This window comes from Acidovorax sp. 99, assembly GCF_003096455.1.
GTDB lineage: Bacteria > Pseudomonadota > Gammaproteobacteria > Burkholderiales > Burkholderiaceae_C > Acidovorax > Acidovorax delafieldii.
On sequence record NZ_QEKU01000001.1, the window covers coordinates 1,158,524 to 1,184,711 of the forward strand.

Sequence of the window (26,188 nt, forward strand, 5' to 3'; positions counted from 1 at the left end):
GCGCTCGCGCACCTTCAGCGGCGCGCAGTCATCAAGATCCAGCCGTCTTCGGCATCCGCCACTTCCAGCGGCAGCCAGGGCGCGTAGGCCTCCTTGAGCTCATCCGCCTGGCGCTCCAGAATGCCTGCCAAAACCAGATTCCCACCCACAGCCACATAGCTGCACAGCAGTGGGGCCAATACACGCAACGGAGTGGCCAGGATATTGGCCAGCACGGTCTGGTATTCGCCTTGCGCCTTGTCGGGCAGGCCCGCTTTCAGCGTGACCTGATTGGCCTGGGCGTTTTGCACCGTGGACTCCACGGCAGCCGGGTCGATATCCACCGCATCAATGTCCGTGGCACCGAACTTGGCGGCACCGATGGCGAGGATGCCGGAGCCACATCCGTAGTCCAGCACCCGCCCCAGCAGGTTGCCCTGCTCAGGTTGCGTTGCGCCATGGCGCGCAATCCAGCGCAGGCACATGCGCGTGGTGGGGTGGGTGCCCGTGCCAAACGCCAAGCCGGGGTCCAGCCGGATGCTCCGCACTGCCTGGGCGGGCAACTCATGCCAGGTAGGCACGATCCAGAAATCCGGGGTGATGTCCACCGGCGCAAATTGCGACTGCGTCAGCCGCACCCAGTCCTGCTCGGGCACCTGGGTGACACCCAGCACCTGGCAGCCCACAAAAAAATCCTGCACCACTAGCAATTGCTGCGCTTCACGGGCCGCCACCTCGGAGGGGAACAAGGCCACCACGCGGCTGCGTTGCCAGCCATCCTTGGGCGGAGGCATGCCAGGCTCGCCAAACAGCGCCTGTTCAGCGTCGGTCTGGGCATCGGCGTCTTCTACCGACACGGACAGCGCGTCCAGCGCGTCCAGCGCATCGCTGACCGCTTCAATCCGGTCCTCGGGGCACATCAGACTCAGCTCAAACATAGGCATCTCTCAGAAAAAGTGAAATGCTGGCACCCGTTGCCAGGAGCCAGCATGTGAATGACCTGCTGCGTGCCAGCTCAGCGTTTGTGCTGCGACAGCCACTCTTCCAGGTAGTGGATGTTGGTGCCGCCCGCCATGAACTTGGCGTCCACCATCAGCTCGCGGTGCAGCGGCACATTGGTGTTGATGCCTTCGATCACCGTCTCGGACAGGGCAGTGCGCATGCGGGCCAGCGCCTGCTCGCGCGTGTCGCCGTGCACGATGATCTTGCCGATCATCGAGTCGTAGTTGGGCGGCACGAAGTAGTTGGTGTAGGCGTGCGAATCGACGCGCACGCCCGGGCCGCCTGGCGGATGCCAGGTGGTGATGCGCCCTGGCGACGGGATGAACTTGTACGGATCTTCCGCGTTCACCCGGCACTCGATGGCGTGGCCGCGGATCTCGATCTGGCGCTGGGTGAAGGGCAGCTTCTCGCCGGCCGCCACCATGATCTGCGTCTTCACGATGTCCACGCCCGTGATCCATTCGGTCACAGGGTGCTCCACCTGCACGCGGGTGTTCATCTCGATGAAGTAGAACTCGCCGTTCTCATACAGGAACTCAAACGTGCCCGCACCACGGTAGCCGATCTTCTTGCAGGCAGCCACGCAGCGCTCGCCGATTTTTTCGATCAGCTTGCGGGGGATGCCAGGGGCCGGCGCCTCTTCGATCACCTTCTGGTGGCGGCGCTGCATGGAGCAGTCGCGCTCGCCCAGGTACACCGCGTTGCGGTGCTTGTCGGCCAGGATCTGGATTTCGATGTGGCGTGGGTTCTGGAGGAACTTCTCCATGTACACCGCAGGATTGCCAAACGCGGCACCCGCCTCGGCCTTGGTCATCTGCACGGCATTGACCAGTGCGGCCTCGGTGTGGACCACGCGCATGCCACGGCCACCGCCGCCGCCTGCGGCCTTGATGATCACCGGGTAGCCCACTGCCTTGGCGATGCGGCGGATCTGCACCGGATCGTCGGGCAACTCGCCCTCGGAACCCGGCACGCAGGGCACGCCTGCGCGGATCATGGCCTGCTTGGCGGACACCTTGTCGCCCATGATGCGGATCGACTCTGGCGTGGGGCCGATGAATTGAAAGCCACTCTTTTCCACGCGCTCGGCAAAGTCGGCGTTCTCGGACAGGAAGCCATAGCCGGGGTGAATGGCCTCGGCGTCGGTCACTTCGGCCGCCGAGATGATGGCGGGCATGTTGAGGTAGGACAGCGGCGAAGGCGCTGGGCCGATGCAAACGGCCTCTTCGGCCAGCTTGACATACTTGGCGTCGCGGTCGGCCTCGGAATAGACCATGACGGCCTTCACGCCCAGCTCATGGCAAGCGCGCTGGATACGGAGAGCAATCTCTCCGCGATTCGCAACAAGAATCTTCTTGAACATGAGCGCCTTATTCGATGACGAACAGCGGCTGTCCGTATTCCACGGCTTGGCCGTTCTCGCCCAGGATGCGGGTGACGGTGCCCGACTTGTCGGCCTCGATCTCGTTGAGGATCTTCATGGCCTCGATGATGCAGATGGTCTCGCCTTCCTTGACCTGGCTGCCCACCTCGACAAAAGCCTTGGCGCCAGGGCTGGACGAGCGGTAGAAGGTGCCCACCATGGGCGACTTGACGATGTGGCCGGTGGGTGCGGCGGCCGCAGGGGGCGCGGGCAATTCCGCCACAGGCGCGGCAGCAGGCGCAGCGGCAGGAGCTGCAACCGGGGCGGGCACATACTGCTGAACCACGGCACCACCGCTCTTGACGATGCGGACTTTGCCCTCGGCCTCGGTAATTTCGAGTTCGGACACGTTCGACTCGGACACGAGATCGATGAGGGTTTTGAGTTTTCGCAGATCCATGGAAGCTCCAACGGCTATAAAACTGAATAGGGCGCGAATTTACTCCAATTTCACCCTATCGCAGTCTTCCACACCCATTTTTCATGAACTTCGGCATGGGAATTGCCATCTCTCAGAGAGAAAGACGCACCCAGAAGGCCTGAAAGGGGGCTGCTTTTCGACGCGAACCCTCAGCCCATGCCTGCCCAAAGCTTCAAGTCCTGGGTGGTCACTTGTCCCATTTTACGATGCAGCACCTTTCCCTCCCCACCAAGGACCACGGTGAAAGGCAGGCCTCCCGTCAGGTTGCCCAGCGACCGGCCCAGATCCGTGCCACCCAGTCCCGCCAGTCCCACAGGGAAATCCAGCGGGATACGCGTCAGAAATTTGCGAACCGCTGAAGGCTGGTCAATGGCCAAACCCAGCACTTGCCAGCCTTTGGCAGATTGTTCGCGATAGAAGGCGTTGAGCATGGGCAGCTCTTCCACGCATGGCGGGCACCAAGTGGCCCAGAAATTGAGCAGCAACGGCTTGCCTGCCAATGACTTCATGGCCAAGGTACTCCCGGCAGGTGTTTCAAACTCCAGATCCCACAGCGCCTGCTCGGCCCCTTGCTCCACGGCGTGGGGCTGAAACTTCCACCATGCCAGGCCTGCGCCCCCCAAAGCGGCGGCACCTGCCACCCCGGCATACAAAAAGCGTCTGCGAGCGGCGTTGGGCGCGACGTTGCCAGGAGTCACAGGTTCGGGGGATTCAGCAGGCTGGGTCATGGGGTCGTGTTTTCTTGAAGCAAGCGGCGCACTGCCGTGATGTCGCCACGCGGGGTTCGACCCTTGGTGTCGGGCCGGAGCGCACCCCGCAGGTCGTCAAGGTCGTAAATCAGCAGGTGCACGCCGATCATTTCGTTGAGTTCGGGCGATTTGCTGCCAAGACTCAATGCCTCCACCGATTCACCGTGGAAGCCAGTGACCGTGCGGGGTTCGTAGTCCACATGATGATCGATCAGAGCGATCTCTGCCGATTTGGGGTCATCGCAGAACAACTGCAAGTAAATATCCGACAGGCGTGTGGCCGTTCCGTGCCACACCGCACCCGCCAGATGCGGCCGGAAAGCCGCCATGCGCTCCATCCACACCAGGGCCAGCTGGCGCAGTGCCCGCAGCTCGCGCGGCTGGGTGTCAGCACAGAAGAGCTGGATGTACTCGCGCACAGCCTCTTCCACCAAGTCGTTGTCCGGCAGCGGGGTACGGGCCGGCAAACCCATCTGCCGCAGCGCACGGCGCTTGGCGGGGCCCCATTCCAGCCCTTCTTCCACCACCAGGCGGGCCGTGGTGTGGGCGATTTCTTCGCTCAAAGGTGTGTGCATGGCAGACAGAGGCAACTAAGGACCCTGCATTGTGGCGCGAAGCGATGACAGCACGGGCGATGCCCCTCAGGCACCCCTGGCAACCCCAACAACTGCTGCCCCGAAAGACTACTGTTTTGAGAGCAACTCAGGCAGATGGAACAGGCGCCAGCTGCCACTTTTGCTCTGAACAGTGCGCGGAACCCCGGCTTTAGAATCAGCGCCCATGCATATACACATACTGGGCATCTGCGGCACGTTCATGGGAGGCCTCGCGGCCTTGGCGCGCGAGGCAGGGCACAAGGTGACGGGCTGCGACGCCGGGGTCTACCCACCCATGAGCGACCAGCTCCGCGCGCTGGGCATCGACCTGATCGAAGGCTTCGGCGCCGACCAGCTCGCGCTTCAGCCCGACATGTTTGTGGTGGGCAATGTGGTCAGCCGCGCCCGGTTGGCCGACGGCTCCCCCAAGTTTCCGTTGATGGAAGCCATTCTGGACGCAGGCCTGCCTTACACCAGCGGCCCCCAATGGCTGGCCGAGCATGTGCTGCAGGGTCGCCATGTGCTGGCCGTGGCCGGCACGCACGGCAAGACCACCACCACCTCGATGCTGGCGTGGATTCTGGAATCGGCCGGGCAGCAGCCGGGCTTTCTGATCGGCGGTGTGCCGCTGAACTTTGGCGTGTCCGCGCGCCTGGGCGCTGCACAGCGCCCCGCCCCCGCCGCCGCGCCGCTCGGGGCCGCGCCGCTGTTCGTGATCGAGGCCGACGAATACGACACCGCCTTTTTCGACAAACGCAGCAAGTTCGTGCACTACCGGCCCCGGACGGCTGTGTTGAACAATCTGGAGTTCGACCACGCGGACATCTTTGACGACCTGGCGGCCATCGAACGCCAGTTCCACCATCTGGTGCGCACCGTGCCGCCGTCGGGGCGCGTGATGGTCAATGGGCTGGAAGAAAGCCTGGCACGTGTGCTGCACACCGGCTGCTGGAGCGAAGTGACCAGCTTTGGTGCTGCAGTCAGCGACCTTCACGCGGTGGGTGACCCGCAGGCTTTTGATGTGGTGCACCAGGGGCATACCGTGGCGCGCGTGGAGTGGTCGCTGACCGGCGTGCACAACCAGCTCAATGCGTTGGCAGCCATGGCAGCGGCCCACCATGTGGGCGTGGCGCCCGAGCAGGCGGCAGCCGCGTTGGGCAGTTTTCAGAACGTCAAGCGGCGCATGGAGCTGCGCGGCACAGTGGGCGGCGTGGCCGTGTACGACGACTTTGCCCACCATCCCACCGCATTGCGTACCACCCTGGACGGCTTGCGCCGCACCCTGGGCCCGGGTGCCCGCATCCTCGCTGTGTTCGAGCCCCGCAGCAACACCATGAAACTGGGCGCGATGAAAAGCCAATTGCCCTGGGCCCTGGAGCCGGCCGACCTGGCCTTTTGCCACACAGCTGGGCTGGACTGGGATGCCGCGCAGGCTCTGGCACCACTGGGCGTCGGCCCCGGACAGCGCGCCCAGACGGCCCCGGACATAGATACGCTGGTGGCCCTGGTCACCCAGGCCGCGCGCCCGGGCGACCATGTGGTGTGCATGAGCAATGGCGGTTTTGGCGGCATCCACGCCAAACTGCTGCAAGCACTACAAAAATAATAGCTGCCAGCACATATTCCACTAGCGCTAGCAGCCGATTTCTAGCCAATGGTGGTCAAAATGTGACTGCCATGCCCGGCACGTCCACGCGCACGATAGGCTTGGCCAGCGCGGCACTGGAGGCGCGCGCAAAGTCGCGGGACCACACTGGGTCCTGCATCAGCGCCGCACCGGCTGCGCGTGCCACGGTCAGCACCTTGTCGGCCAGCAGCACCTTGCCGCTGGCGCGCAAGGGCTCGCAGTCCAGCGCGATGAACTGGTCGTCGAGCCAGCGCCGCCCCGCCTCGTGGGCCATGGGCTCAGCACCCTCCAGATCAAAACGGTATTCCTGATTCGCGGCCAGTTTGACCGACACTTCGCTGTGCATGATGGATCGCCTTTCTGCGTTTTTGCGGTGACTCGAGCCAGCAGCTGCACCTGGCGTGCAGCGATAGGCCCAAGTTTAGATCTTGCGACAGGTCTGACGATCAGCGGGCGCGACGCGCCTTGACGGAGTCCGACAGCTCGGCCAGCGCCTGCAGCGAAGCGTCCCAGCCCAAGCAGGCGTCGGTGATGCTCTTGCCGTATTCGAGTGCCGAAGGATCGTCCTTGCCGGGTGTGAACTTCTGGGCGCCTGCCGTCAGGTGGCTTTCGATCATCAGGCCGAACACGCTGCGCGAACCGCCCGCCACCTGAGCCGCCACATCGCGAGCCACGTCCAGCTGCTTTTCGTGCTGCTTGCTGCTATTGGCATGGCTGCAGTCCACCATCAATGTGGCGGGCAGCTTGGCGGCTTCGAGGTCTTTGCAAGCCGCGGCCACACTGGCAGCGTCGTAGTTGGGCGTCTTGCCGCCGCGCAAAATCACGTGGCAGTCCTTGTTGCCCTTGGTGTTCACGATGGCGACCTGGCCGTTCTTGTGCACCGACAGGAAGTGGTGGCCCCGGCTGGCCGACTGGATGGCGTCGGTGGCGATGCGGATGTTGCCGTCCGTGCCATTCTTGAAGCCGATGGGGGCCGAGATGCCGGAGGCCAGCTCGCGGTGCACCTGGCTTTCGGTGGTGCGTGCGCCAATCGCGCCCCAGCTGATCAGGTCGCCGATGTACTGGGGCGAAATCACGTCCAGGAACTCGCTGCCGGCAGGCATGCCCAGGCGGTTGATCTCGATGAGCAGCTGGCGCGCAATGCGAAGGCCTTCGTCGATGCGGTAGCTCTCGTCGAGGTAGGGGTCATTGATGAGCCCCTTCCAGCCCACGGTGGTGCGTGGCTTTTCGAAGTACACGCGCATCACGATTTCGAGCGTGTCAGCGTACTGGGTGCGCACGGCCATCAGGCGGCGGGCGTACTCGACAGCGGCGGCGGGATCGTGGATAGAGCAAGGGCCAATCACCACCAGCAGGCGGTCGTCCTTGCCCGCCATGATGTTGTGAATGTTCTTGCGGGTCTGGGTGATCAGCGTCTCGACCGGCGTGCCGCCGATCGGGAAGAAGCGGATCAGATGCTCGGGAGGAGGCAACACGGTGATGTCCTTGATACGTTCGTCGTCGGTCTGGCTGGTTTTTTCGACGCTGCGGTACCAGGCATCGCTGGTGGGATTGGTTGTGGCCGTCATGGTTGCTTCCTCGTGGAGTCGGTTGGAGTGGATGGAAAAACGGGAGGGCTGAAAAACAAAAACCGCCGGGCTTTGCAGCGTCGGCGGTTGGTATGGGGAGGTTGTGTGTGCTTGCGCGTTTTCCTCTCATCCGCCGGGGACCGAGATAAAAAACCAAAAATAAAACGCGCTGCGAACTTGCATGGGAAGCAATGTAGCACAGGAGTGCGGCAGTTCAGCACCCTCGGCATGTTGCAAATGCACGACATCCACTCGCCCCAAAAGCGCCAGACCAGAGCGATTCACCGGCGCCCCCCCCGAAACCATGCACGCAAGCGCTGCAATGCCGAGGGCTTGCGCGGCGGCTGCACGTCTTGCAAGTCGCTCGCAGGATTGCTCTGGTGCTCGTACATGTCGATGAGCAGCAGCGCTTCGCCCAGGGTCCGCCAGGCCAGCAGCTCGAACTGGTCAAAGCTTTCGCTTTCCTTAGTGCTGCGCCGCTCCAGCATCAGTTGCCAGTCTGCAATGGCGTTGCGCAGCTCCCGCAGTGCACGCTGGTAGGCGCCAAACTCGTACAGCGCGTGCCACGCTGAGCCCAGGCCAGTCAAAAACAGCTGGTGTTCACGCGCGCTGTGCGACAAGGTCACCACACGGCGCGTGATCTCGGTGGTGTCCGTACTGGTGCGGCGGATGCGAACTGCCTCGTCGATCTGCGAGGACAACGCACCAAGGCTGTCACGCAGCTGGCGCGAGTCCTCGTCGGCAACGCCCTCGCGCAAAAAGCGGCTGATGTCTCCAAACGACTGGAGCGTCAGCAATTGACTGGGGCGCGTGGCAGGCATGGTGTCACCCATTGTGCGCTGGCCGACGCGCAGTACAAGCCCCGAAAAGCGGGTGAAAACGCGAAGTCACGCATCACCCCAGGTCTGCCGGCAGGCTGCCAACGCAACCCTCAGGCCGTACCGCCCACCGTCAGACCTTCGATGCGCAGCGTGGGTTGCCCCACGCCCACCGGCACGCTCTGGCCTTCCTTGCCGCAGGTACCCACGCCGCTGTCGAGGCGCATGTCGTTACCGATCATGGTCACCTTCTTGAGCGACTCAGGGCCGCTGCCGATGATGGTGGCGCCCTTGACGGGGTACTGGATCTTGCCGTTTTCCACCCAGTACGCTTCGCTGGCCGAGAACACGAACTTGCCCGAGGTGATGTCCACCTGCCCGCCGCCGAAGTTGCTGGCGTACAGGCCCTTCTTGATGCTGGCGATGATCTCTTGCGGGTCCTTGTCGCCGCCCAGCATGTAGGTGTTGGTCATGCGCGGCATGGGGATGTGGGCATAGCTCTCGCGGCGGCCGTTGCCGGTGGGTGCCACACCCATCAGGCGTGCGTTCAGCGAATCCTGGATGTAGCCCTTCAAGATGCCATCCTCGATCAGCACATTGCGCTGGCTGGCATGGCCTTCGTCATCCACGTTCAGCGAACCTCGGCGGTCGGCAATGGTGCCGTCGTCCAGCACAGTGACACCCTTGGCAGCCACGCGCTGGCCAATGCGGCCACTGAACGCACTGGAGCCCTTGCGGTTGAAGTCGCCCTCCAGTCCGTGGCCGATGGCCTCGTGCAGCAAGATGCCCGGCCAGCCTGAGCCCAGCACCACGGTCATCTCCCCCGCTGGAGCGGGACGCGATTCCAGATTGACCAGGGCCGCATTCACGGCCTCGTCAACGTACTTACCCATCTGCTCGTCGTCGAAATAGGCGAGGCCAAAACGGCCACCGCCGCCAGCAGAGCCCATCTCACGTCGGCCGTTCTGCTCGGCAATCACCGTGACCGACAGCCGCACGAGCGGGCGCACATCGGCCGCCAGGGTGCCATCGGCGCGCGCCACCAGCACCACGTCGTATTCACTGGCCAGCCCCGCCATCACCTGCGCCACGCGCGGGTCCTTGGCCCGGGCGCGCTGCTCCAGCCGCTCCAGCAGCGCCACCTTGGCCGTGCTGTCCAGCGAGGCGATCGGGTCCACGCCCGGGTACAGGCTGCGGCTGGATGCTACCTTTTTAGGAGCTACCCGCACTTTGCCTGCGTTCGCTATAGACGAAATAGACCGTACGGTGCGCGCTGCGTCCAGCAGCGATGCCTCGGAGATGTCGTCCGAATAGGCAAAGGCCGTCTTTTCGCCACTGACAGCACGCACCCCCACGCCCTGGTCGATGCTGAAGGAGCCTGTCTTGACGATGCCCTCTTCCAGGCTCCAGCCTTCACTGCGGGTGTACTGGAAGTACAGGTCCGCATCGTCCACCTGGTGGGTGCGGATCTCGGCCAGTGCGCGGGCGAGGTGGCCTTCGTCCAGGCCAAAGGGGGTCAGCAGCAGTTCACGGGCAACATCAATGCGCTGGCTGGTGGCCGCACGCTGGGGCGCGGCAGTGGTGGAGCGGAAAGTCATCGAAGCATTTTAGGCGCCTGACCAGCCCCTGCCCGTGTGGAGCCCACATGTCCCTATTTGACCCTGGCGCCCCGTCAGCGCCGCCCCGCCGCCTTACGCGGCGGTCTGGTCATCCAGGCCGGCCTCGGCCGCATGGGCCTGCACCGACTCGATGCCCGCGTCCCGGGCCTTGGCACCGGAGTACATCTGGCTTTGGCCAATCACCTGGCCATTGGCAGCCTTCAAGGTGAAATATGGCGCTCCGTTCTTGGCACTGAGCCTGCCAAAACGGCCATCGTTCGGAGCGTTCTTGCGCACCGCCTCGATACCACCCAGCGCGCTGGCTCGAGACTCGTACATCTCGCTGGTCAGGATGACCTGACCGTTGGCGGCCAGCAGGTTGAAGACAAACTTGTCGTTTTTCGACTTCTTGAGCTCGAACTTCGCCGCCATAGACATTGCCTCCATGAACCAAAGCAGGGTTGGTCAGCGGGTTTGTACCCTGACGGCGTGCCACAGGCAACCGTGGGCGCAAGGCCCTACAGTGCTGCAGGAAGAGGATCCTTGGTTTCCTGCTTCTGGGATCGTGCCACCGACATCAGGATGCCCAGTGCCAGCCCCAGCGTCACCATGGCGGTGCCGCCATAGCTGATGAAGGGCAAGGGGACGCCCACCACCGGAAGGATGCCACTCACCATGCCCATGTTCACAAAGGCATAGGTGAAAAAGATCATAGATACCGCGCCCCCCATGAGGCGGCCAAACAAGGTGGTGGCGCCTGCGGCAATGGCCAGCCCCCGCCAGACCAGCAGCAGAAAACACACCAGCAGGAACAAGTTGCCCGCCAGGCCAAACTCTTCCGAATAGGCGGCAAAAATGAAGTCGGTGGTGCGCTCGGGGATGAACTCCAGGTGGGTCTGCGTGCCCGCCATGAAGCCCTTGCCCCACAGGCCGCCCGAGCCGATGGCGATCATGCCCTGGATGATGTGAAAGCCCTTGCCCAGCGGGTCGCGGGTGGGGTCCAGCAAGGTGCAGATGCGCTGCTGCTGGTAGTCGTGCAGCACCACCCATCGCACGCCATCCGCGCACAGCTGGTCGCCCAGCAGCACCAGGGTGGCAATGCCCACACCGCCAATCAGGACCGGGGGCAGGATCAGCTTCCAGGACAGGCCCGCAAAAAAGATCACCGAGAGCCCCGCAGCCAGCACCAGCAGCGAGGTACCGAGGTCGGGCTGCTTCATGACCAGGCCCACCGGAACCGCCAGCAGCAGGCCCGCCGCCGCAAAGTCCAAGGGACGCAGCGTGCCCTCGCGCTTCTGGAACCACCAAGCCAGCATCAGTGGCATGGCGATCTTGAGGATTTCGCTGGGCTGGATCACGATACCCACGTTGATCCAGCGCGTGGCCCCTTTTTTGGTGATGCCAAACAGCGCCACCGCCACCAGCAGGGCCACCCCGGTCAGGTACAGCGGCACGGCGCAAGCCATGATTTTCTGGGGGGGCACCTGGGCCACCATGAACAGGATGGCTCCTGCAATCAGCATGTTGCGCCCGTGGTCCACAAACCGCGTGCCGTGGTCATAACCCGACGAATACATGGCCAGCAACCCCGCGCTGGCCAGCATCAGCACCAGCAACAGGAGAGGGAGGTCAAAGCCCCGGAACAGGGGCGCCAGACGCTGGACGAGCGTGGGCTTTTCAAAAACGACGGCCATTCCCCGATTATCGGGGGGATGGCTTCAGAGCAGCCAACGCCCCGGCAGAGAGATCGCCAACAGCGGCACTACCCTGCCTGCCGGAAGGCCATCACGGCCTGGTTGCGCAGGGTGCGCAGAAGGCCCAAGGCCTTGTCGTCCACCACAATGCCCCCCGGTGTGGCCTGATCGGCATAGATGAGGGCAAAGGGCTGCCCCTTGATTTGCAGCGGCAGCAGCAGGAACGACGGTGCATTGACGCCCTTGCGGTACCACTCGGGCAGCCGCGCCTGCATGCGGGGCTCGGTGGCGTCGTTGATCAGGGTGTCTGCACCGCGCAGGCACACGGCGGCAAACAGGTCGCCCTGGGCCTTGAGGGGTACCTTCAGGGCCCGCACGGCCACCTCGCTGCCCTCCCCCAGGCCAAAGCGGCCGGTCAACATGTCGGTGCGGGCCTCGCGCAGGCAAAACACCATGCGCCGGAAACCCAGCGCGCGGAACATGGTCTCCAGGATCATGCGCAGTACATCGTTGAGCTGAAAACTCTCGACCATGGCGTTGGTGATGTCCTGAATGCCTGCCGCCAGCACCTCATTGACCTGCGCCACCGACACCGCCCCTCCGGCCTGGGACTCCAGCACGGCAGGCAGGGGCTGGGTTTCGTTCACGCGCAACTCGTGGGCGCCCAGCGCGTCATCGGGGGCCACAGACGCACCCGCAGCCGACGGCAGCTTGAGCAGGCGGGCGGCTGGTGTGTCCGGCGCCACGCGCAGGTCCAGCGCCTCGGCCAGTGCCACCAGCTTGTGGCGCGCACGCAGGGTGGCTTCGGCAATGGCCTCAGCCGACAGCGCCAGCGTGCGTGCGTAGCGCGTGCCCACTTGGCCCAGCTGCCCCTCCAGCTGAGCAGGTTCGCAAAACAGCAAGGCGCTGGCGACCTCGTTGGCCGCCATGGCCGCCCAGCGCAGGCGCTCCACCCCCTGCTCGGGCGCGCGCTGCATGGGTGAGCCCAGCGGCTTGCGCATGCAGCGCTGCAGGCTTTCGGGCAGACCCCAGACGCGCGCCACGCCCACCCCCAGATCCTCAAACCCCAGGCCCAGCACCTGTACCGACGCAGCCTCTTCCCCGCCCTCCATGCGCCCCGAGGCCACCAGGCTGCGCACCTGCCGCGCCTCTTCGGGAAAGTAGAACTCGCACAGCATGCGCCCCAGGTTCTGGAACATCGCGCCGATGAAGGCCTCTTCGGCCGCCTGGCTCGTACTGCACAACTCCGCCGCGACCGAGCCCGCCATCATGGCGCGCAAAAATTCCTCGCGCATCTGGCTGGCATGGGCCTTGTCCTGCATGTGGTCCAGCAACACCAGGCTCAGCGCCATGTTGCGCACCGCATTGAAGCCCACCAGGCTCACGGCGCGCGACACGGTGCTGATGGTGCCTCGGCTGGCGTGGGCGTAATGCACGCTATTGACCAGACGCAGCAGCTTGTTGGTGAGCGCCACGTCTTTCAGGATCTCGTGGGTCAGGTCGCTGATGCTGTCGTCTTCCGAATTGGCCACCCGCTGGATGCGGGCCACAGAATCCGACAAGGCCGGGAAGTCGCTCTTGTGGCGCATGCGCCGCAGCAAAAAGTCCAGCGTGGCGTTGCTCGCGGCCGATGGCGCACTGGCCGGAGCTGCCCAGGCGCGCAGCGCATCCCGAAAGTCCGCCGCCGTGGCGTAGCGCTGCGCGGGATCGCGTGCCATGGCCCGCTGCAGGATGGCGCGCAGGCCGTCGTCCACGCCCGGCCCCAGGTCGGCGGGCAGCGCCAGGTTTTCGTTGGCAATGCGGTACAGCGCCTGCCAGGTGTCTTTTTGGTGGATGAGGGGGCGCCCCGTCAGCATCTCGATGAGCACCAACGCGGCGGAATACACGTCCATCCCCGGGGTGGGCGCAGCGCCCGCCGCCGCCTCCGGTGCCATGTAGGCGGGCGTGCCGCTGGCCAACTGGGCGTCCGGCGCGGCCTGCACGGGGGCCGCCATGCCAAAGTCCATCACCCGGGCGTGCCGGTGCGCATCGATCATGATGTTGGACGGCTTGAGATCGCGGTGCACGATGCCCGCCTGGTGGGCGGCATGCAAGCCATCAAGTACATCCACCAAAAGTGCCACGGCGTCATGCGGCGTACAGCGCCCCTGCTGGGCCAGGTGTTCGGCCAGCGTGTGGCCTGGCACGTACTCAAACACGATGTAGGGCTGCAAGCCCTGCACGTCGGCCTCGAACACCGGCACGATGTAGGGGTGGGCCAGGCGCCCCACATGGCGCGCCTCGCGCAGCCACTGCTCCAGCACGGAAGGGTCCTGGTCCTGCATGGGGCGCATGAGTTTGATGGCCACTTCGCGCTGCAGACGGGGGTCCAGCGCCAGCCACACGGTGGCCTGAGCGCCCCGGCCCAGCTGCTTCTTGAGTTCAAACCGCCCCAGCGACGCAGGCGGCTTGTCGCCTGATCCGAGCGCCCATCGTCTGGCAGTGGAAAGCGGGGCAAAATCGGTCATGGTGCGGGTAGCAAAACCAGGCGCCGCACGGTGTGGCGCCCCGGTACGCACATCTTATGCCTGCGCCAGCCCGGTTAAAGCAGTGATTCCCCTGCCCCGATCACTTTCTGTCTCATGACCACCACCCACCTGCTGTACCTGCACGGTTTTCGCTCGTCCCCCTCGTCGTCCAAGGCCCGCCAGACTGCGGCCTACATGGCAGCTCACCACCCCTCCGTGACCTTCTGGTGCCCCCAGTTGCCGCCATCGCCGCGGGCCGCCATGGCGCTGGTGGCGCAGGGCATTGCCGATTGGCCCCGGCCGTCCATGGCCGTGATCGGCTCTTCGCTGGGCGGCTTCTATGCCAGCTGGGTGGCGCAGCACGCGGGTTGCCACAGCGTGATGCTCAACCCCGCCGTGGACCCGGCACGCGACCTGGCCCGCTACATCGGCGAGCAAACCACCTGGCACGACCCGAACGAGCGGTTTTATTTTCTGCCGGAGTACATCGACGAGTTGCAGGCCCTGGACATGCGGGATCGCTCGCCCGCAGCCCCTGAACTGGCCATCGTTGCCAAGGGCGACGAAGTGCTGGACTGGCGCGAGATGGTGGGGCGCTACCCGCAGGCCAAGCAGGTGGTACTGGAGGGAGGCGACCACGCGCTGGGCAACTATGGGGACTACCTGCAACTGGTGACAGCGTTCTTGGATCTAGGGTAAACCGATAACTGTGTTGCTTTGGCGGGGGCGACGGGGTCACGGAACCCGTGGCGCCACTTCGGCAGCATTCCTCCACCGCGCATATTCTGCTGGATATGCGATTCGGTAGCGCTTCATGTGAAACGCGGCCTCGTCGTCATTCCCCATCAACAACGAGCTTTCGATTACTGCTTCGATGACACGAGGTTCCGGGGAGAAGTGCAGCAGCGCAGTAGCTATGACATGAATCTGAGGAGCCCTGTCCTTCGTTAAAGGGGTAGTAGACAGTAGCGAAAAATCGACTTGATCCGTGAAAAAAACGGTGTCAGACACTTTCGCTACCGTATCCTCACGATAAGCCGCTGGTCGCAACATCACCGGACGGTAGAGCATGCTGACCCGGTAGTAGTCCAACGCGACCACTCCGCCGGCTACCACGACACCGACCAACGCCCCCATCCCTACAATCTTGGCTGCAGGGGAAACAGCCCATCGCGGCAACGCGCCTCTCCACAACAAGGCCATAGCAAGAACGGAGACCAACTGAAACGGCCCATACCAAAGCGGGAATTCCAGCATGCTGTGCAAGCCAACAATGGCAAGAATTCCCCAAGCGAGCTGGCGTACTGGATCTGTTTCACGCCAAGGCTTTGCACGCACCAACCAAACGCCCAACGCCGTGCAAACCAACACCGCCACAGGCAAGCCCAACTCAACAGCTAGATGCAAAGGCAAATTGTGGGCGTTATCGAGCAGCACGCAAAATCGGTCTCCTGGAAACAGGGTGACGTAGTGCGCGTAATCCAACTCACCCCAGCCCCAACCCAACCATGGCTTTTTTGCTATCAGATAAAGCACGTTCTGCCACAGAACGCTGCGGCTTGTGCAGCCTTCGCCTTCTCCTAGTATTCGCGAGAACAAACCGTCGGCGGTAAACCCGGTCCAGTTGAGCAGCAGATGCGGTAGCAGCCAAGCAGCCATTGCGTATAGCAGGACTCCAGCCAGCGACAGACCCAGAGCCGCACGGCCACAACTGGCGCGCCAAAGAACCAGCAACATCATTATCAGGATCCACTGCGCCGCCCCTGTACGAGATGTAGTGGCAGCGCCCCCAATCGCCAGTAATGCTATTCCCCACGCCAACAAGATGCCCACCAACCACGCGGGCCAGGGCCGCCCTCCGCCTAGCAGTGCCTGCTGCACCATAACTGCCTTTTCTCTGGTCTCTAGCCGCACTTGAATCTGAGCCAATATCCATAACAACGCCCAAGCACCAAGACTTATTAGCGTCGCCTGTTGATTACGTTGGCGTAGATTGCCAATTGCTTGACCGGGGGTGGATGCCTGCAGCCAAGGCGCCAACCCTAAGTCACCCCCAAAATACTGTGCCAAGCCGATAACGCAGCTCAATAGGGCGGCAAGCAATAGCCCTTCAGCGAGTTGTGTAGCTATAAACACATGCCCATTCAGACCGCCTGCCTCGCACGCCGGTTGCTCTCGCTTTGAGCGATAGCGAGCGTGTCCGCGACGCGCCAGGCAAAGTAACAGCACCAGAACCCCGCATGCCCAGGAAACCGTTAGTGGCCAGAAGTTAGATATGGGTGGCTGGGTGTACCCAAAAACAAAAGGCAGCGTCAGGGCCAGCAAGAAAATGGGCGCAGCAACGGCGTCAAAAAGCATGAAAATCACTCAGAAAGGATTCAACGCTGGTACGGCGCTGGCGAGGTAGTAAGCATCATAGAGGTTCGCTGCTGGTGTCTCACTAGAATTAGTTCTGTGTGAGCCCATGGGACAATCGCCGCCATGCACGCATTGTTTGAAGAAGCCGGCAAATTTCTCGCCGGCCGTATCCTGTCCGAAGCCGATACCTCTGCCCAAGTGGAGCTGGACTCGGGCAAACGGGTCAAGGTCAAGGCCGCCCACATCCTCCTGAAGTTCGAAAAACCCGCCCCGGCAGAACTCATCGCCCAGGCCCAGGCCGTGGCCGAGACCATCGAGCTGGACCTGGCCTGGGAATTCGCTCCCGAAGACGAATTCGGCTTTGCCGACCTGGCGCGGGACTACTTCTCCGAGAACGCTACCCTGGTCCAGCAGGCCGGCGCCCTGTTCCGCCTGTACGACGCACCGCACTACTTCCGCCGCGCGGGCAAAGGCCGCTTCAAGAAGGCCTCGGCCGAGATCCTGCAGCAGGCCCTGGCCGCCATCGAGAAGAAAAAGGCCGTCCTCGCGCAGATCGACGAGTGGGCCGCGCAGCTGGGCCGGGGCGAATGCCCGCAGCCCATCCGCGACCAGCTCTACAAGATATTGTTCAAGCCCGATAAGAACGCGCCCGAATACAAGGCCGTGGTCGAGGCCAGCCGTGCCACGCACACCGCGCCGCTCGACCTGCTGCAAAAGGCGGGTGCCATCGACTCCGCCTACCAGTTCCACTGGAAGCGCTTTCTGTTCGAGAACTTCCCCAAGGGCACGGGCTTTCCCGCGCTCACGGCGCCCGTCATTGCCGACGAGCTGCCGCTGTCGTCCGCCCAGGCGTACTCCATCGACGATTCGCAGACCACCGAAATCGACGATGCGCTGTCGGTACAAGGCCTGGGCACCGGCACCGTGGTGCTGGGCATCCACATCGCCGCGCCCGGCCTGGCCATCCACCCGGGCAGCGCCATCGACCAGCTCGGCCGTGCCCGCCTGTCCACCGTGTACATGCCGGGCTACAAGATCACCATGCTGCCCGACGACGTGGTGCAGACCTACACGCTGGACGAAGGCCGCGCCAACCCGGCCGTGTCGCTGTACGTGACCATCGACGAAGCGACGCTGGAGTTCAAAGGCTCCGAGACCAAGCTGGAGCGCGTGCATGTGGCCGCCAACCTGCGCCACGACCAGCTCGACAGCGTGGTGACGGAAGAATGGCTCACCAACCCGGCGTTTGAGCACCAAAGTGACCCGCAGCGCTTGTCCGAATTGCGCCCGCAGCTATCGTTTTTGCACCGCCTCGCCAAGGACCTCAAGGCCCGCCGCGAAGTCGTGCGCGGCAAGCCCGAGAACTTCAACCGGCCGGACTACAACTTCCGCCTGGTCGGCAACAACGGCGCCGAGCCCACGGGCGACGAGCAGGTGCAGATCAGCGTGCGCCAGCGCGGCGCGCCGCTCGATCTGATCGTGGCCGAGGCCATGATCGTGGCCAACAGCACCTGGGGCAGCTGGATGGCCGAGCTGGGCGTGCCTGGCATCTACCGCAGCCAGGCCAGCATGGCGCCGGGCGTGAAGGTGCGCATGGGCACCAAGGCGCTGCCGCACGCGGGCATCGGCGTCAAAGCGTATTCGTGGGCCACGTCGCCCCTGCGCCGCTACACCGACCTGGTCAACCAGTGGCAGATCATTGCCTGCGCCCGCCACGGCAAGACCGCTGCGCTGGCCGCGCCGTTCAAGCCCAAGGACGCCGACCTGTTCTCCATCATCAGCAGTTTTGACGCGGCCTACAGCGCCTACAACGGCTACCAGGCGGGCATGGAACGCTTCTGGACGCTGAAGTACGTGGAGCAGAACGGCATCACCGAGCTGAACGCTACTGTCTTCAAGGAAGGCCCGGGCGGCAGCTTCCTCGTCCGCGCGGACGACATTCCGCTGGTCTTCCCCGTGCTGGGCGCGCAGAACCTGCCGCGCGGCGCGCGCCTCAAGGTCAAGCTGGGCGAGGTGGATGAGATCACCCTGGACATCCACGGCACCGTGATCGAGCGCCTGGACGACCCCGCAGACACCAGCGACGATGGCCCCGTGGATGATGCCGAGGACGACGACACCGTGGCCGGCCCGATTGCGATTGCGGTGGATGTGAACGAGGCCCCTGCCGATGCTGCCGCGGCAGCACCGGCCGCCTGAGCCTCGTACAGCCCCCTGATAATTGCTGGCGATGAAACTCCCTGCCTTCCTCCGCACCTTCAGCACGCTGCAGCTGGCGCTGGGCGTCTCCATCGCCGTGCATGCTGCGCTCATCTCGGTGCGCTTCATCGACCCCGAGGGCTTCAACCGCGTGTTCCAGGACACGCCACTCGAAGTCATCCTGGTCAACGCCAAGTCCAACGAGCGCCCCGACAAGGCCCAGGCGATTGCCCAAGCCAACCTGGCTGGTGGTGGCGATGCAGAGAAGGGCCGGGCCACCAGCCCCCTGCCGTACACCGCGCTGACCACGGTGGGTGACGACTACGAAGAGGCCCAGCGCAAGATGGACGCGATGCAGGAGCAGCAAGCCCAGCTGCTGGCCCAGCTGCGCAAGCAACTGGCCACCATGCCCGTGCCCGATCCGCGCCAGGCCAGCCAGAGCGCCGAACAGGCCAGCGAGCAGGAAAAGCGCCGCCAGCTCGTCAAGCTGCTGGCCGAGATCGAAAAGCGCATCAACGAAGAAAACTCGCGCCCCAAGAAGCGCTACATCAGCCCCGCCACCCGCGAAGAGGCCTATGCCATCTACTACGACGCGCTGCGCCGCAAGGTGGAAGACAAGGGCACCGAGAACTTCCCCGAACAAGGCGGCCGCAAGCTCTATGGCGAGCTGACGATGATCGTCACCGTCAACCACGACGGCCGTGTGCTGGGCACCGAGATCGTGCAAGGCTCGGGCAACAGCACCCTGGACCGCCGCGCCGAAGCCATTGCCCGCGCCGCAGGCCCGTTTGGCGCCTTTGATGCCGAGATGCGCAAGAAGGCCGACCAGATCGCCATGGTGGCGCGCTTCAAGTTCACCCGCGACCAGACCCTGGAAACCGTGGTGAAGTAACTGCCCGGCGGGGGGTAGCAACGAGGCGTGCCAAGCAGGCCTCCGAGCCCACCCACCCGCCCCACAGAACACACCGCAAGGCCGCCCGTACCGCCAGCCCCACGCAGCCCTAGCCACTCCATGACATCCCCCGCCTCCCCTGCCGACCTGTACTGCGTGATGGGCAACCCCGTGGCCCACAGCCGCTCGCCTGCCATCCACGCCCGTTTTGCCGAGCTGACCGGCGAACACATTGCCTACGAACGCCGCCTGGTGCCCATGGACGGTTTTGCCCAGGGCGTGCGCGCGTTTGCCGCTGAGGGCGGGCGCGGCTGCAACGTCACCGTGCCCTTCAAGACCGAAGCGCCGGGCCTGGCCACCGAATGCAGCGAGCGCGTGCAACTGGCGGGTGCGGCGAACACCCTCACCTTCCGCGCCGACGGCAGCATCTACGCTGACAACACCGATGGCCTGGGCCTGGTAGCCGACATCACGCGCAACGCGGGCGTGTCGCTGGCCGGGCGCGATGTGCTGCTGGTGGGCGCCGGGGGCGCCGCCGCAGGCGTGTTGGGCCCGCTGTTGCTGGCGGGGGCCCGCCACATCACCGTGGCCAACCGCACCCTGGCCAAGGCGCAGGCGCTGGTGCAGTCGCACAGCGCCCTGGCGGCGCTACAAAAAGCAGAGCTGTCAGCGCAAGACCCACGAGCGCTATCGGCCCATTTCGATGTAATCATCAACGCCACGGCCAGCAGCCTCTCTGGCGGCGGTGTGCCGGTCCCCGCCAGCGTGCTGCGCCCGGGCGCTCTGGCCTACGACATGATGTACGGCCCCGCAGCGCAAGGCTTCCTCGACTGGGCGCGCCAGCACGGTGCGGAGCCCCGTGACGGCCTGGGCATGCTGGTGGAACAGGCCGCTGAAGCCTTCTTGCTGTGGCGCGGTGTGCGCCCGCCTTCGGCCCAGGTGCTGCGCGAAATGCAGCAATCCATGGCGGCCTGAGCCCCGAGGACGCCCCGATGAAAGCCGTGCTGCGCTGGCTGGGACTGCTGGTGATCGCCTTCGTGGCGTTGCAGCTGTTCTTTGTGCTGCGCATTGCCGCCATGGCAGCCATCAACCCCGAGTCCACAACCTTTCAGCGGTCCGAAGCCTGGACGCTGCTGGCCAGCAAAGGCCATGTGCCCTGGCGCCAGCAATGGGTTCCGTACGCCGACATCTCTGACCACCTCAAGCGTGCCGTCATCGCCTCGGAAGACGATGGTTTTGTGAACCACGACGGCGTGGACTGGAACGCCATCGAAAAAGCCTGGGAGCGCAACGCCAAGGCCGAAGCCCTGGCCAGCAAGGCGCAGGCCCGTGCCCCCGAGCGCCCGGTGCGTGCGCCCAAGATCCGGGGTGGCTCCACCATCACCCAGCAGCTGGCCAAGAACCTGCTGCTGTCGGGCGAACGCACGCTGCTGCGCAAGGGGCAGGAGTTTGTTCTCACACTGGCGCTGGAGCAGTTGCTCTCCAAGCAGCGCATCCTGGAGATCTACCTCAACAACGTGGAATGGGGCGAAGGCGTGTTCGGCGCCGAGGCGGCCGCGCAGCACTACTTCCGCAAGAGCGCCAGCCGCCTGGGCACCGCCGAAGCCGCGCGCCTGGCCGTGATGCTGCCTGCGCCCAAGCGGTTTGAGAAAACGCCGGGGTCGGCGTATCTGGCGGGGCGCACGCGCACGATCCTGGGACGCATGGGCGGCGCAGAGCTGCCCTGAGGGCGCCGCCCCGTACCCAACCCGGCACAGGCTTGTTCCGCCGTCGAGAGCTGTGCCACCGGGACTGCACCCCGCTTCCGGCGGGCGGAAGGTATGGAACGAAGTGCTCCTGGCGTAGCACCATCAGAGGAGCCAATGAAAAAGGACGACCGCGAGATGCCGTCCGGGATCCGTCACAGCGCGTGCCTTAAACTCCAAACCGGCACAAAACGTTACACCTTCACAAACAACAAGCCCTGCCCTGATGATGCATACCCGCCAACGCTGGAACTCGCGCCTATCCACGCCTTATAAGATGACCGTCCTTGCTGCGTTGCTGACAGCGGCATCCATGTCGCATGCGGCCACCTTGACCGTCACGAACTTCACCGATGGAGCCTCTGGCGGCCTTGCCGGCAATGGCGTCGGCAACGCGGGCGACCTGCGTAGCGCCATCCTGGCAGCGGCCAGCGGCGACACCATCAACTTCAGCTGCGGCGCCCCGCCCTGCACCATTACCCTGAGCGGGCCTTTGCCCCCCATCACCACCAACCTGACCATCGATGGCGGCACCTTGGGCCGCATCGTCATCGACGGTGCGGGTGCCTACCGCGTCTTTTTTGTGGACACCGGTACCGTCACGCTAACCCATTTGCGGATCCAGAACGCCACGGCAACCGGGGGTGCCGGCGGCAACAACGGCGGCAGCGCCGGCGGCGGTGGGGGTGGCGGCCTGGGCGCAGGGGCCGGTCTGTTTATCAACAACGCGGGTGCCAATGTCACGGTGAACGACGTGGCCTTTGCCAACAACAGCGTCGTGGGTGGCGCCGGCGGTAGCGCCGGCAACAACGCCTGGGCCGGCGGCGGAGGCGGCGGCCTGGCCTTCCCAGGCGGCACCAGCACCGCGAACGGCGCCGGCCCCGGCGGTGGCGGTGTCACCAGTGCAGGCGCCGATGTGAACAACAGCAATACTGGCGGTGCCGGTGGCGCCGGCGGTGGCGGCGCAGGTGGTTCGTACGTTGCTGGTGTGGGCCCTCAAGCCGGAGGTGTTGCAGGCGCCGGGTATGCCACCAATGCAGGCGGCGGCGCCACCAGCGGGACAAATGGAGTTAATTCAGGTGCCGGCGGCTTCGGCGGGGGAAGTGGCGCTGTTGCGATTGGTACAGTCGCTGTCGGTGGCTTTGGTGGTGGCGGCGGCGGCACCGGCTCCTCCGTTGCTGGCGGTGCTGGTGGTGCCGGCGGCGGCGGCGGTGGCTCAGGATCGGGCTCAGTGACCACCACCGCAGCAGGTGGCAGCCTGGGCGCCGGCATCAGCGGCGGCACGGCCAAGCGCGGCGGCGGCGGCGGCGCGGCGGTCGGCCCAGACATCTTTGTGCGTGCAGGTACGCTGGTCACCATCAACGTCACCACGTTGGGTGCCAGTGCGGTAGGAGGCGTTGGCGGAGGGGGTGGCTCCGGCGGTGCCACTTTTGCAGGCGGTGCCGGTGGTGCAACCGCCGGATCCATCTTCAACGCCGGCGGCCTGGTCAATGGCTCGTCTGTCGTGGGGACTGGCCCCTTCGTGGTGACAGGGGCCGCCGGCATCCCCACATTGTCTGAATGGGGCATGGCACTGCTGTCGATGGGCTTGGCAATAACGGCCTGGGTTATGCGCCGGCGTCAGGCTCGCTAACACGGGGGCCGAGCCCCCTTCTGGGGCGTATGGGCAGCGTCAAGCGGCCATCGGAACCGATACGCCGGATCCGAGCTCAGCGCCCCTGCGCCACCTCACGCCGCTGCAGCCACAGCGCAGACGCCCCGTCCGGCCTCAGCGTCACCTGCAGCCTTGGCGCCCCCACCGCGCCCCCGGTTGGCAACCGCACCGTGTACCGCTGCAGCAGCATGGCCGCCAGCAGCGTCATCTCCAGCATCGCAAAGTGCTGCCCAATGCACACGCGTGGGCCCAGGCCGAACGGAATCCACGCGCCCCGAGGAATGGACGGAGCGCCGTCCAGAAACCGCTCAGGCACAAAACGGTCCGGCTCGGCAAACCAGCGCGCATCGCGGTGCAGCACCCAAGGGGTGATGCGCAGCATGGCGCCCTGGGGGACCGGCACGCCGCCCAGCGTGATGGGCGCGGTGGTGCGGCGGCTCATCAGCGCGGCGATGGGGGGGTACAGGCGCAGCGCCTCTTTGAGCGTGGCGCCCAGCCAGGGCAGTTGGGCTAGATGCTCGGGGCCGGGGGTGCCGCCCTGCAGCACGGCATCAACCTCAGCCTGGGCACGCTGCGCGGCCTCGGGGTGTTGGGCCATGAGCAGGGTCCACCACAGCAGCGTGGTGGCGCTGGTTTCGTGCCCGGCCTGGAAGCTGACGATGCACTGGTCAAACACCTCCTGTGCCGACAAGGCCTCGCCGGTTTGCTCGTCGCGCAGGGCCAGCAGCATCTGCAGCAGGTCCGTGCGCGCAGGGGCATCGGGCGGGGGCACCTCGGCCTGGCGGGCATGGATGTGGCGCCACACCAGCCCCTTCAACGACCGGATAGCCCGCCGCTTGGCCGCCTTGCCCGGCAGGGGCAGCCAGTCGGGCAGCGTGAAGGGCATGAACATTTCGCGGAAGGCGGCTTCCGACAGCGTCTGCGTGGCCCAGGCGGCCTCGCGCGCATCGGCCTGCGCCGAGGTGCTGAACAGCGTGCGCAGGATCACATCCATGGCCACATCGGTCCAGAGCGCATCCACTGCCACCTGGGCGCCGGCCTGGCCCGGAGGCACGGCAGCGTCGAGCGCGCTGCGGGCGGCATCGGTCATCAATTGTGCGTAGCCTGCCACCCGCTTGGGAGTGAAGGCGGGCATCAGCATGCGGCGCTGGCGCTGCCAGGTGTCGCCTTCGGTCACCAGCACGCTCTGGCCAAACACTTCTTCAAACACCGCAATGCCACGCTCCCAGCGGATGAGCTGGTCGGCATGGGTGACGAGTGCCTCGCGCACGAGGTCGGGGTGCATCAGGTCCCACGCATCTTCATACCCTAGTCGCATGCGGGTGAGGTCGCCATGCTCGCGCTGCAGTTGAGTGACAAAGCCCAGGTAGTCGGCCCGCATGGCGCGCAGCAGCGGCAGGCCCCACCAACGGGTTCGCGGGCCGCGTGGCGTTGCAGGCGTGGGGGGATGAGTGGGAGAAGTAACAGAGGACGTGGTGGCTGTGGGCGAGTTCATGCCCCACATACTGCAGCGCAGCGACGAGTCGGTATTGAACGATTGCGACAGCCCCCGTCGCCTACACTCGCGCCCCATGGCAAGCTTGGCCCCCCTTTCCCCCCGGCACCCTGCCGGGTTGATCCCCTCGGGCGAACTGTGGCTGCCGCGTGCGAGCCTCACGGCCTGCCTGCACGCGGCGATGGCGCGTAGCACGGTGGGCCATGCGCTCAGCGATGCGCAGCGCATCAACCGCTTCCCCGCATCCCCCTTGTGCAGCCTGAGCTGGTGGTTTGAAGGCCGCAGCGAGGCACTGGTGGCCGAGCGCCCCGACACCATGCCCACGCAGCACAGCCCGCGCGAGGCCTACCCCGGCCGCTGGGTGCTGGCCGGCCCGCAGACGCGCCCCACTTCCAGCTACTGCGCAGGGCCCACGCACGCCATGATGGTGATGTTCATGCCCGACGCGCTGCACCAGCTCACCGGCGTGGACCCCGGCGCCCTGACCGACCGCATGGTCGACGCGCAATCCCTGTTGCCGCCCGACTGGCTGGCGCTGTGCGAAACGGTGCAAAACCTGCCCGACAACGCGGCCCGCCTGCAGCACCTGGAGGACTTCCTGGAGCCCCGCTGGCAAGCCTGCCGCCCCGCCCAGGCATTGCCCACACAGCGCTACGGCGACTGGGCCGCGCACCTGGCGCAGCGCGCCGCCCTGTCGGCCCCCGGCCGCAGCCTGCGCCAGCTGGAGCGGCGCATCAAGCGCTGGGCCGGGCTGCCCCTGCGTGAGCTGCGCGGCTTTGGCAAGGCCGAGCAGGCGTTCTTCGACACCATCGCGGCCGATGCATCCCAAGGCAGCGTCAGATGGGCGGATGTCGCAGCGGGCGCCGGGTTCTCGGACCAGTCGCACCTGTGCCGCGTCACGCGCCGCATCACGGGCTATGCACCGCAGGCGCTGTATGACGGCATCTATGGGGACGAAGCTTTCTGGGCCTATCGCATCTGGGTGTAGCGCTGCCCAGGTCCTTGCCTGGCATGCTGGCCCGGCGCCCGTATCATCCCCGCCATGCTTGCCAAGTTGATGAGTTTCCTTCTGCTGGGGATTGTGCGGTTTCTCACCGGCTCCCAGGCCCGCTGGTATGGCTGCCCGCCCAAGGCCGAGCAGCGTATCTACTTTGCCAACCACCAGAGCCATGCCGACATGGTGCTGATCTGGGCGGCGCTGCCCGAAGAGCTGCGCGGCATCACGCGGCCCATCGCTGCCAAGGATTACTGGACGAAGACGCCGTTCCGGCAGTGGATCACCACCGCCGTGTTCAACGCCGTGTATGTGGACCGCCAGGCCACGCCCGCGCGGCCGGTTGCGCCGGTGGCGGCCGAGCCCACTGGGGCACCAGCCACACCGAGCGATACAGACACGGCCGCCGCAGGTGGCCCAGACCCATCACCCGAAGCCCCGCCGCGCGCGCCAACCCCCGAGGAGTTGCGTTCCGCCCTGCCAGAGTCCGACCCGCTGGCCCCGCTGGTGCGCGCGCTCGAGAGCGGCGACTCCATCGTGATCTTCCCGGAAGGCACGCGCGGCCACGGCGACGAGCCCCAGTCGTTCAAATCCGGCCTGTTCAAGCTGGCACAGATGTTTCCGCAGGTGGTGCTGGTGCCCGCATGGATCAACAACGTGCAGCGCGTGATGCCCAAGGGCGAGGTAGTGCCGGTGCCCATCCTGTGTTCGGTGACCTTTGGCACGCCCATCCAGCTCGAAGCGGGTGAAGAGCGCCGCCCGTTCCTCGACCGCGCGCGCCGCGCCGTCATCGCACTGCGGGAAGTCTGAGCATGACCCGTCCGAAGCCCCTGACCTTGCCGAATGCTGCGCCCCGGAGTGCGCGCTGA

Annotated in this window: 23 protein-coding genes; 9 read left to right on the forward strand and 14 right to left on the reverse strand. The window is 65.2% G+C overall.

Annotated elements, in window-relative coordinates:
• Nucleotides 1–14: 14 nt before the first annotated feature.
• The 5 genes from prmA to C8C95_RS05455 form a co-directional block, all read right to left on the reverse strand.
• Entirely contained in the window at nt 15–917 is a 903-nt protein-coding gene (prmA, locus tag C8C95_RS05435; protein ID WP_056066342.1) for a 50S ribosomal protein L11 methyltransferase, read from the reverse strand.
• Between the two features lie 77 nt (nt 918–994).
• On the reverse strand, nt 995–2,344 hold the full coding sequence (gene accC / locus C8C95_RS05440) for an acetyl-CoA carboxylase biotin carboxylase subunit (protein ID WP_056066345.1): 1,350 nt from the start codon (nt 2,342–2,344) through the stop codon (nt 995–997).
• Between the two features lie 7 nt (nt 2,345–2,351).
• Nucleotides 2,352–2,804, reverse strand: a complete 453-nt coding sequence (gene accB / locus C8C95_RS05445; RefSeq protein WP_056066347.1) for an acetyl-CoA carboxylase biotin carboxyl carrier protein — start codon at nt 2,802–2,804, stop codon at nt 2,352–2,354.
• 170 nt (nt 2,805–2,974) lie between these two features.
• Nucleotides 2,975–3,553 (reverse strand): TlpA disulfide reductase family protein, encoded by a 579-nt coding sequence (locus C8C95_RS05450; protein WP_116747915.1) that lies wholly within the window; start codon nt 3,551–3,553, stop codon nt 2,975–2,977.
• Nucleotides 3,550–4,149 carry a hypothetical protein gene (locus C8C95_RS05455; protein WP_056066353.1) on the reverse strand — a complete coding sequence of 200 codons (600 nt, stop codon included), beginning with the start codon at nt 4,147–4,149 and terminating at the stop codon, nt 3,550–3,552. The genes C8C95_RS05450 and C8C95_RS05455 overlap by 4 nt, the downstream gene beginning before the upstream one ends.
• Before the next feature lie 205 nt (nt 4,150–4,354).
• Here C8C95_RS05455 and mpl point away from each other — a divergent pair, with 205 nt between their 5' ends.
• Nucleotides 4,355–5,776, forward strand: a complete 1,422-nt coding sequence (mpl, locus tag C8C95_RS05460; RefSeq protein ID WP_116747916.1) for a UDP-N-acetylmuramate:L-alanyl-gamma-D-glutamyl-meso-diaminopimelate ligase — start codon at nt 4,355–4,357, stop codon at nt 5,774–5,776.
• Nucleotides 5,777–5,831: 55 nt separating this feature from the next.
• Here mpl and C8C95_RS05465 read toward each other — a convergent pair whose 3' ends face one another.
• The 7 genes from C8C95_RS05465 to C8C95_RS05495 form a co-directional block, all read right to left on the reverse strand.
• Nucleotides 5,832–6,143 carry a hypothetical protein gene (locus C8C95_RS05465; protein WP_060985133.1) on the reverse strand — a complete coding sequence of 104 codons (312 nt, stop codon included), beginning with the start codon at nt 6,141–6,143 and terminating at the stop codon, nt 5,832–5,834.
• Nucleotides 6,144–6,243: 100 nt separating this feature from the next.
• The gene (locus tag C8C95_RS05470; protein WP_099729307.1) at nt 6,244–7,365 is read right to left on the reverse strand and encodes a 3-deoxy-7-phosphoheptulonate synthase; all 1,122 of its coding nucleotides are present in this window, start codon (nt 7,363–7,365) and stop codon (nt 6,244–6,246) included.
• Between the two features lie 281 nt (nt 7,366–7,646).
• Nucleotides 7,647–8,186, reverse strand: a complete 540-nt coding sequence (locus C8C95_RS05475; RefSeq protein WP_099731994.1) for a hypothetical protein — start codon at nt 8,184–8,186, stop codon at nt 7,647–7,649.
• A 110-nt stretch (nt 8,187–8,296) separates the two neighbouring features.
• On the reverse strand, nt 8,297–9,781 hold the full coding sequence (gene tldD / locus C8C95_RS05480) for a metalloprotease TldD (RefSeq protein ID WP_056066366.1): 1,485 nt from the start codon (nt 9,779–9,781) through the stop codon (nt 8,297–8,299).
• 93 nt (nt 9,782–9,874) lie between these two features.
• Nucleotides 9,875–10,213, reverse strand: a complete 339-nt coding sequence (locus C8C95_RS05485; RefSeq protein WP_056066369.1) for a YegP family protein — start codon at nt 10,211–10,213, stop codon at nt 9,875–9,877.
• 86 nt (nt 10,214–10,299) lie between these two features.
• Nucleotides 10,300–11,475 carry a rod shape-determining protein RodA gene (gene rodA / locus C8C95_RS05490; protein ID WP_056746916.1) on the reverse strand — a complete coding sequence of 392 codons (1,176 nt, stop codon included), beginning with the start codon at nt 11,473–11,475 and terminating at the stop codon, nt 10,300–10,302.
• A 68-nt stretch (nt 11,476–11,543) separates the two neighbouring features.
• Nucleotides 11,544–13,982 carry a serine/threonine protein kinase gene (locus C8C95_RS05495; protein WP_116747917.1) on the reverse strand — a complete coding sequence of 813 codons (2,439 nt, stop codon included), beginning with the start codon at nt 13,980–13,982 and terminating at the stop codon, nt 11,544–11,546.
• A gap of 114 nt (nt 13,983–14,096) precedes the next feature.
• On the opposite strand from C8C95_RS05495, the gene C8C95_RS05500 reads away from it, so the two are divergent.
• Entirely contained in the window at nt 14,097–14,681 is a 585-nt protein-coding gene (locus C8C95_RS05500) for a YqiA/YcfP family alpha/beta fold hydrolase (RefSeq protein WP_116747918.1), read from the forward strand.
• Between the two features lie 36 nt (nt 14,682–14,717).
• Here the strand turns inward: C8C95_RS05500 and C8C95_RS05505 are convergent, their stop codons facing one another.
• Entirely contained in the window at nt 14,718–16,340 is a 1,623-nt protein-coding gene (locus tag C8C95_RS05505; protein ID WP_116750146.1) for a Wzy polymerase domain-containing protein, read from the reverse strand.
• 123 nt (nt 16,341–16,463) lie between these two features.
• Here C8C95_RS05505 and C8C95_RS05510 point away from each other — a divergent pair, with 123 nt between their 5' ends.
• The 5 genes from C8C95_RS05510 (at nt 16,464) to C8C95_RS23990 (ending at nt 22,809) form a co-directional block, all read left to right on the forward strand.
• A complete protein-coding gene (locus C8C95_RS05510) occupies nt 16,464–18,539 on the forward strand; it encodes an RNB domain-containing ribonuclease (protein WP_116747919.1) in 2,076 nt (691 codons plus the stop codon).
• Nucleotides 18,540–18,570: 31 nt separating this feature from the next.
• Nucleotides 18,571–19,431 (forward strand): TonB family protein, encoded by an 861-nt coding sequence (locus tag C8C95_RS05515; RefSeq protein ID WP_116747920.1) that lies wholly within the window; start codon nt 18,571–18,573, stop codon nt 19,429–19,431.
• A 120-nt stretch (nt 19,432–19,551) separates the two neighbouring features.
• Nucleotides 19,552–20,406, forward strand: coding sequence for a shikimate dehydrogenase (gene aroE, locus C8C95_RS05520; protein ID WP_116747921.1), 855 nt, complete (start codon nt 19,552–19,554; stop codon nt 20,404–20,406).
• 17 nt (nt 20,407–20,423) lie between these two features.
• Nucleotides 20,424–21,158, forward strand: a complete 735-nt coding sequence (gene mtgA, locus C8C95_RS05525; protein WP_116747922.1) for a monofunctional biosynthetic peptidoglycan transglycosylase — start codon at nt 20,424–20,426, stop codon at nt 21,156–21,158.
• Between the two features lie 295 nt (nt 21,159–21,453).
• The gene (locus C8C95_RS23990) at nt 21,454–22,809 is read left to right on the forward strand and encodes an IPTL-CTERM sorting domain-containing protein (RefSeq protein ID WP_165836514.1); all 1,356 of its coding nucleotides are present in this window, start codon (nt 21,454–21,456) and stop codon (nt 22,807–22,809) included.
• Nucleotides 22,810–22,885: 76 nt separating this feature from the next.
• Here the strand turns inward: C8C95_RS23990 and C8C95_RS05545 are convergent, their stop codons facing one another.
• Nucleotides 22,886–24,325 carry a cytochrome P450 gene (locus C8C95_RS05545; RefSeq protein WP_243415637.1) on the reverse strand — a complete coding sequence of 480 codons (1,440 nt, stop codon included), beginning with the start codon at nt 24,323–24,325 and terminating at the stop codon, nt 22,886–22,888.
• A 76-nt stretch (nt 24,326–24,401) separates the two neighbouring features.
• On the opposite strand from C8C95_RS05545, the gene C8C95_RS05550 reads away from it, so the two are divergent.
• A complete protein-coding gene (locus C8C95_RS05550) occupies nt 24,402–25,313 on the forward strand; it encodes a helix-turn-helix domain-containing protein (protein WP_243415638.1) in 912 nt (303 codons plus the stop codon).
• Nucleotides 25,314–25,367: 54 nt separating this feature from the next.
• Nucleotides 25,368–26,129, forward strand: a complete 762-nt coding sequence (locus C8C95_RS05555) for a lysophospholipid acyltransferase family protein (RefSeq protein WP_116747927.1) — start codon at nt 25,368–25,370, stop codon at nt 26,127–26,129.
• The last annotated feature ends 59 nt before the right edge of the window (nt 26,130–26,188 follow it).

Bases quoted from the DNA above. Each gene is read 5' to 3' on its own strand.
- C8C95_RS05510 (WP_116747919.1), top strand. From the start codon at position 16,464: ATGCACGCATTGTTTGAAGAAGCCGGCAAATTTCTCGCCGGCCGTATC.
- C8C95_RS05545 (WP_243415637.1), bottom strand. From the start codon at position 24,325: ATGAACTCGCCCACAGCCACCACGTCCTCTGTTACTTCTCCCACTCAT.
- C8C95_RS05495 (WP_116747917.1), bottom strand. From the start codon at position 13,982: ATGACCGATTTTGCCCCGCTTTCCACTGCCAGACGATGGGCGCTCGGA.
- tldD (WP_056066366.1), bottom strand. From the start codon at position 9,781: ATGACTTTCCGCTCCACCACTGCCGCGCCCCAGCGTGCGGCCACCAGC.
- C8C95_RS05475 (WP_099731994.1), bottom strand. From the start codon at position 8,186: ATGCCTGCCACGCGCCCCAGTCAATTGCTGACGCTCCAGTCGTTTGGA.
- rodA (WP_056746916.1), bottom strand. From the start codon at position 11,475: ATGGCCGTCGTTTTTGAAAAGCCCACGCTCGTCCAGCGTCTGGCGCCC.
- C8C95_RS05450 (WP_116747915.1), bottom strand. From the start codon at position 3,553: ATGACCCAGCCTGCTGAATCCCCCGAACCTGTGACTCCTGGCAACGTC.
- C8C95_RS05550 (WP_243415638.1), top strand. From the start codon at position 24,402: ATGGCAAGCTTGGCCCCCCTTTCCCCCCGGCACCCTGCCGGGTTGATC.
- C8C95_RS05485 (WP_056066369.1), bottom strand. From the start codon at position 10,213: ATGGCGGCGAAGTTCGAGCTCAAGAAGTCGAAAAACGACAAGTTTGTC.
- mpl (WP_116747916.1), top strand. From the start codon at position 4,355: ATGCATATACACATACTGGGCATCTGCGGCACGTTCATGGGAGGCCTC.
- accB (WP_056066347.1), bottom strand. From the start codon at position 2,804: ATGGATCTGCGAAAACTCAAAACCCTCATCGATCTCGTGTCCGAGTCG.
- C8C95_RS23990 (WP_165836514.1), top strand. From the start codon at position 21,454: ATGACCGTCCTTGCTGCGTTGCTGACAGCGGCATCCATGTCGCATGCG.
- C8C95_RS05465 (WP_060985133.1), bottom strand. From the start codon at position 6,143: ATGCACAGCGAAGTGTCGGTCAAACTGGCCGCGAATCAGGAATACCGT.
- accC (WP_056066345.1), bottom strand. From the start codon at position 2,344: ATGTTCAAGAAGATTCTTGTTGCGAATCGCGGAGAGATTGCTCTCCGT.
- C8C95_RS05555 (WP_116747927.1), top strand. From the start codon at position 25,368: ATGCTTGCCAAGTTGATGAGTTTCCTTCTGCTGGGGATTGTGCGGTTT.
- C8C95_RS05470 (WP_099729307.1), bottom strand. From the start codon at position 7,365: ATGACGGCCACAACCAATCCCACCAGCGATGCCTGGTACCGCAGCGTC.
- C8C95_RS05455 (WP_056066353.1), bottom strand. From the start codon at position 4,149: ATGCACACACCTTTGAGCGAAGAAATCGCCCACACCACGGCCCGCCTG.
- C8C95_RS05505 (WP_116750146.1), bottom strand. From the start codon at position 16,340: ATGCTTTTTGACGCCGTTGCTGCGCCCATTTTCTTGCTGGCCCTGACG.
- mtgA (WP_116747922.1), top strand. From the start codon at position 20,424: ATGAAAGCCGTGCTGCGCTGGCTGGGACTGCTGGTGATCGCCTTCGTG.
- prmA (WP_056066342.1), bottom strand. From the start codon at position 917: ATGTTTGAGCTGAGTCTGATGTGCCCCGAGGACCGGATTGAAGCGGTC.
- C8C95_RS05515 (WP_116747920.1), top strand. From the start codon at position 18,571: ATGAAACTCCCTGCCTTCCTCCGCACCTTCAGCACGCTGCAGCTGGCG.
- aroE (WP_116747921.1), top strand. From the start codon at position 19,552: ATGACATCCCCCGCCTCCCCTGCCGACCTGTACTGCGTGATGGGCAAC.
- C8C95_RS05500 (WP_116747918.1), top strand. From the start codon at position 14,097: ATGACCACCACCCACCTGCTGTACCTGCACGGTTTTCGCTCGTCCCCC.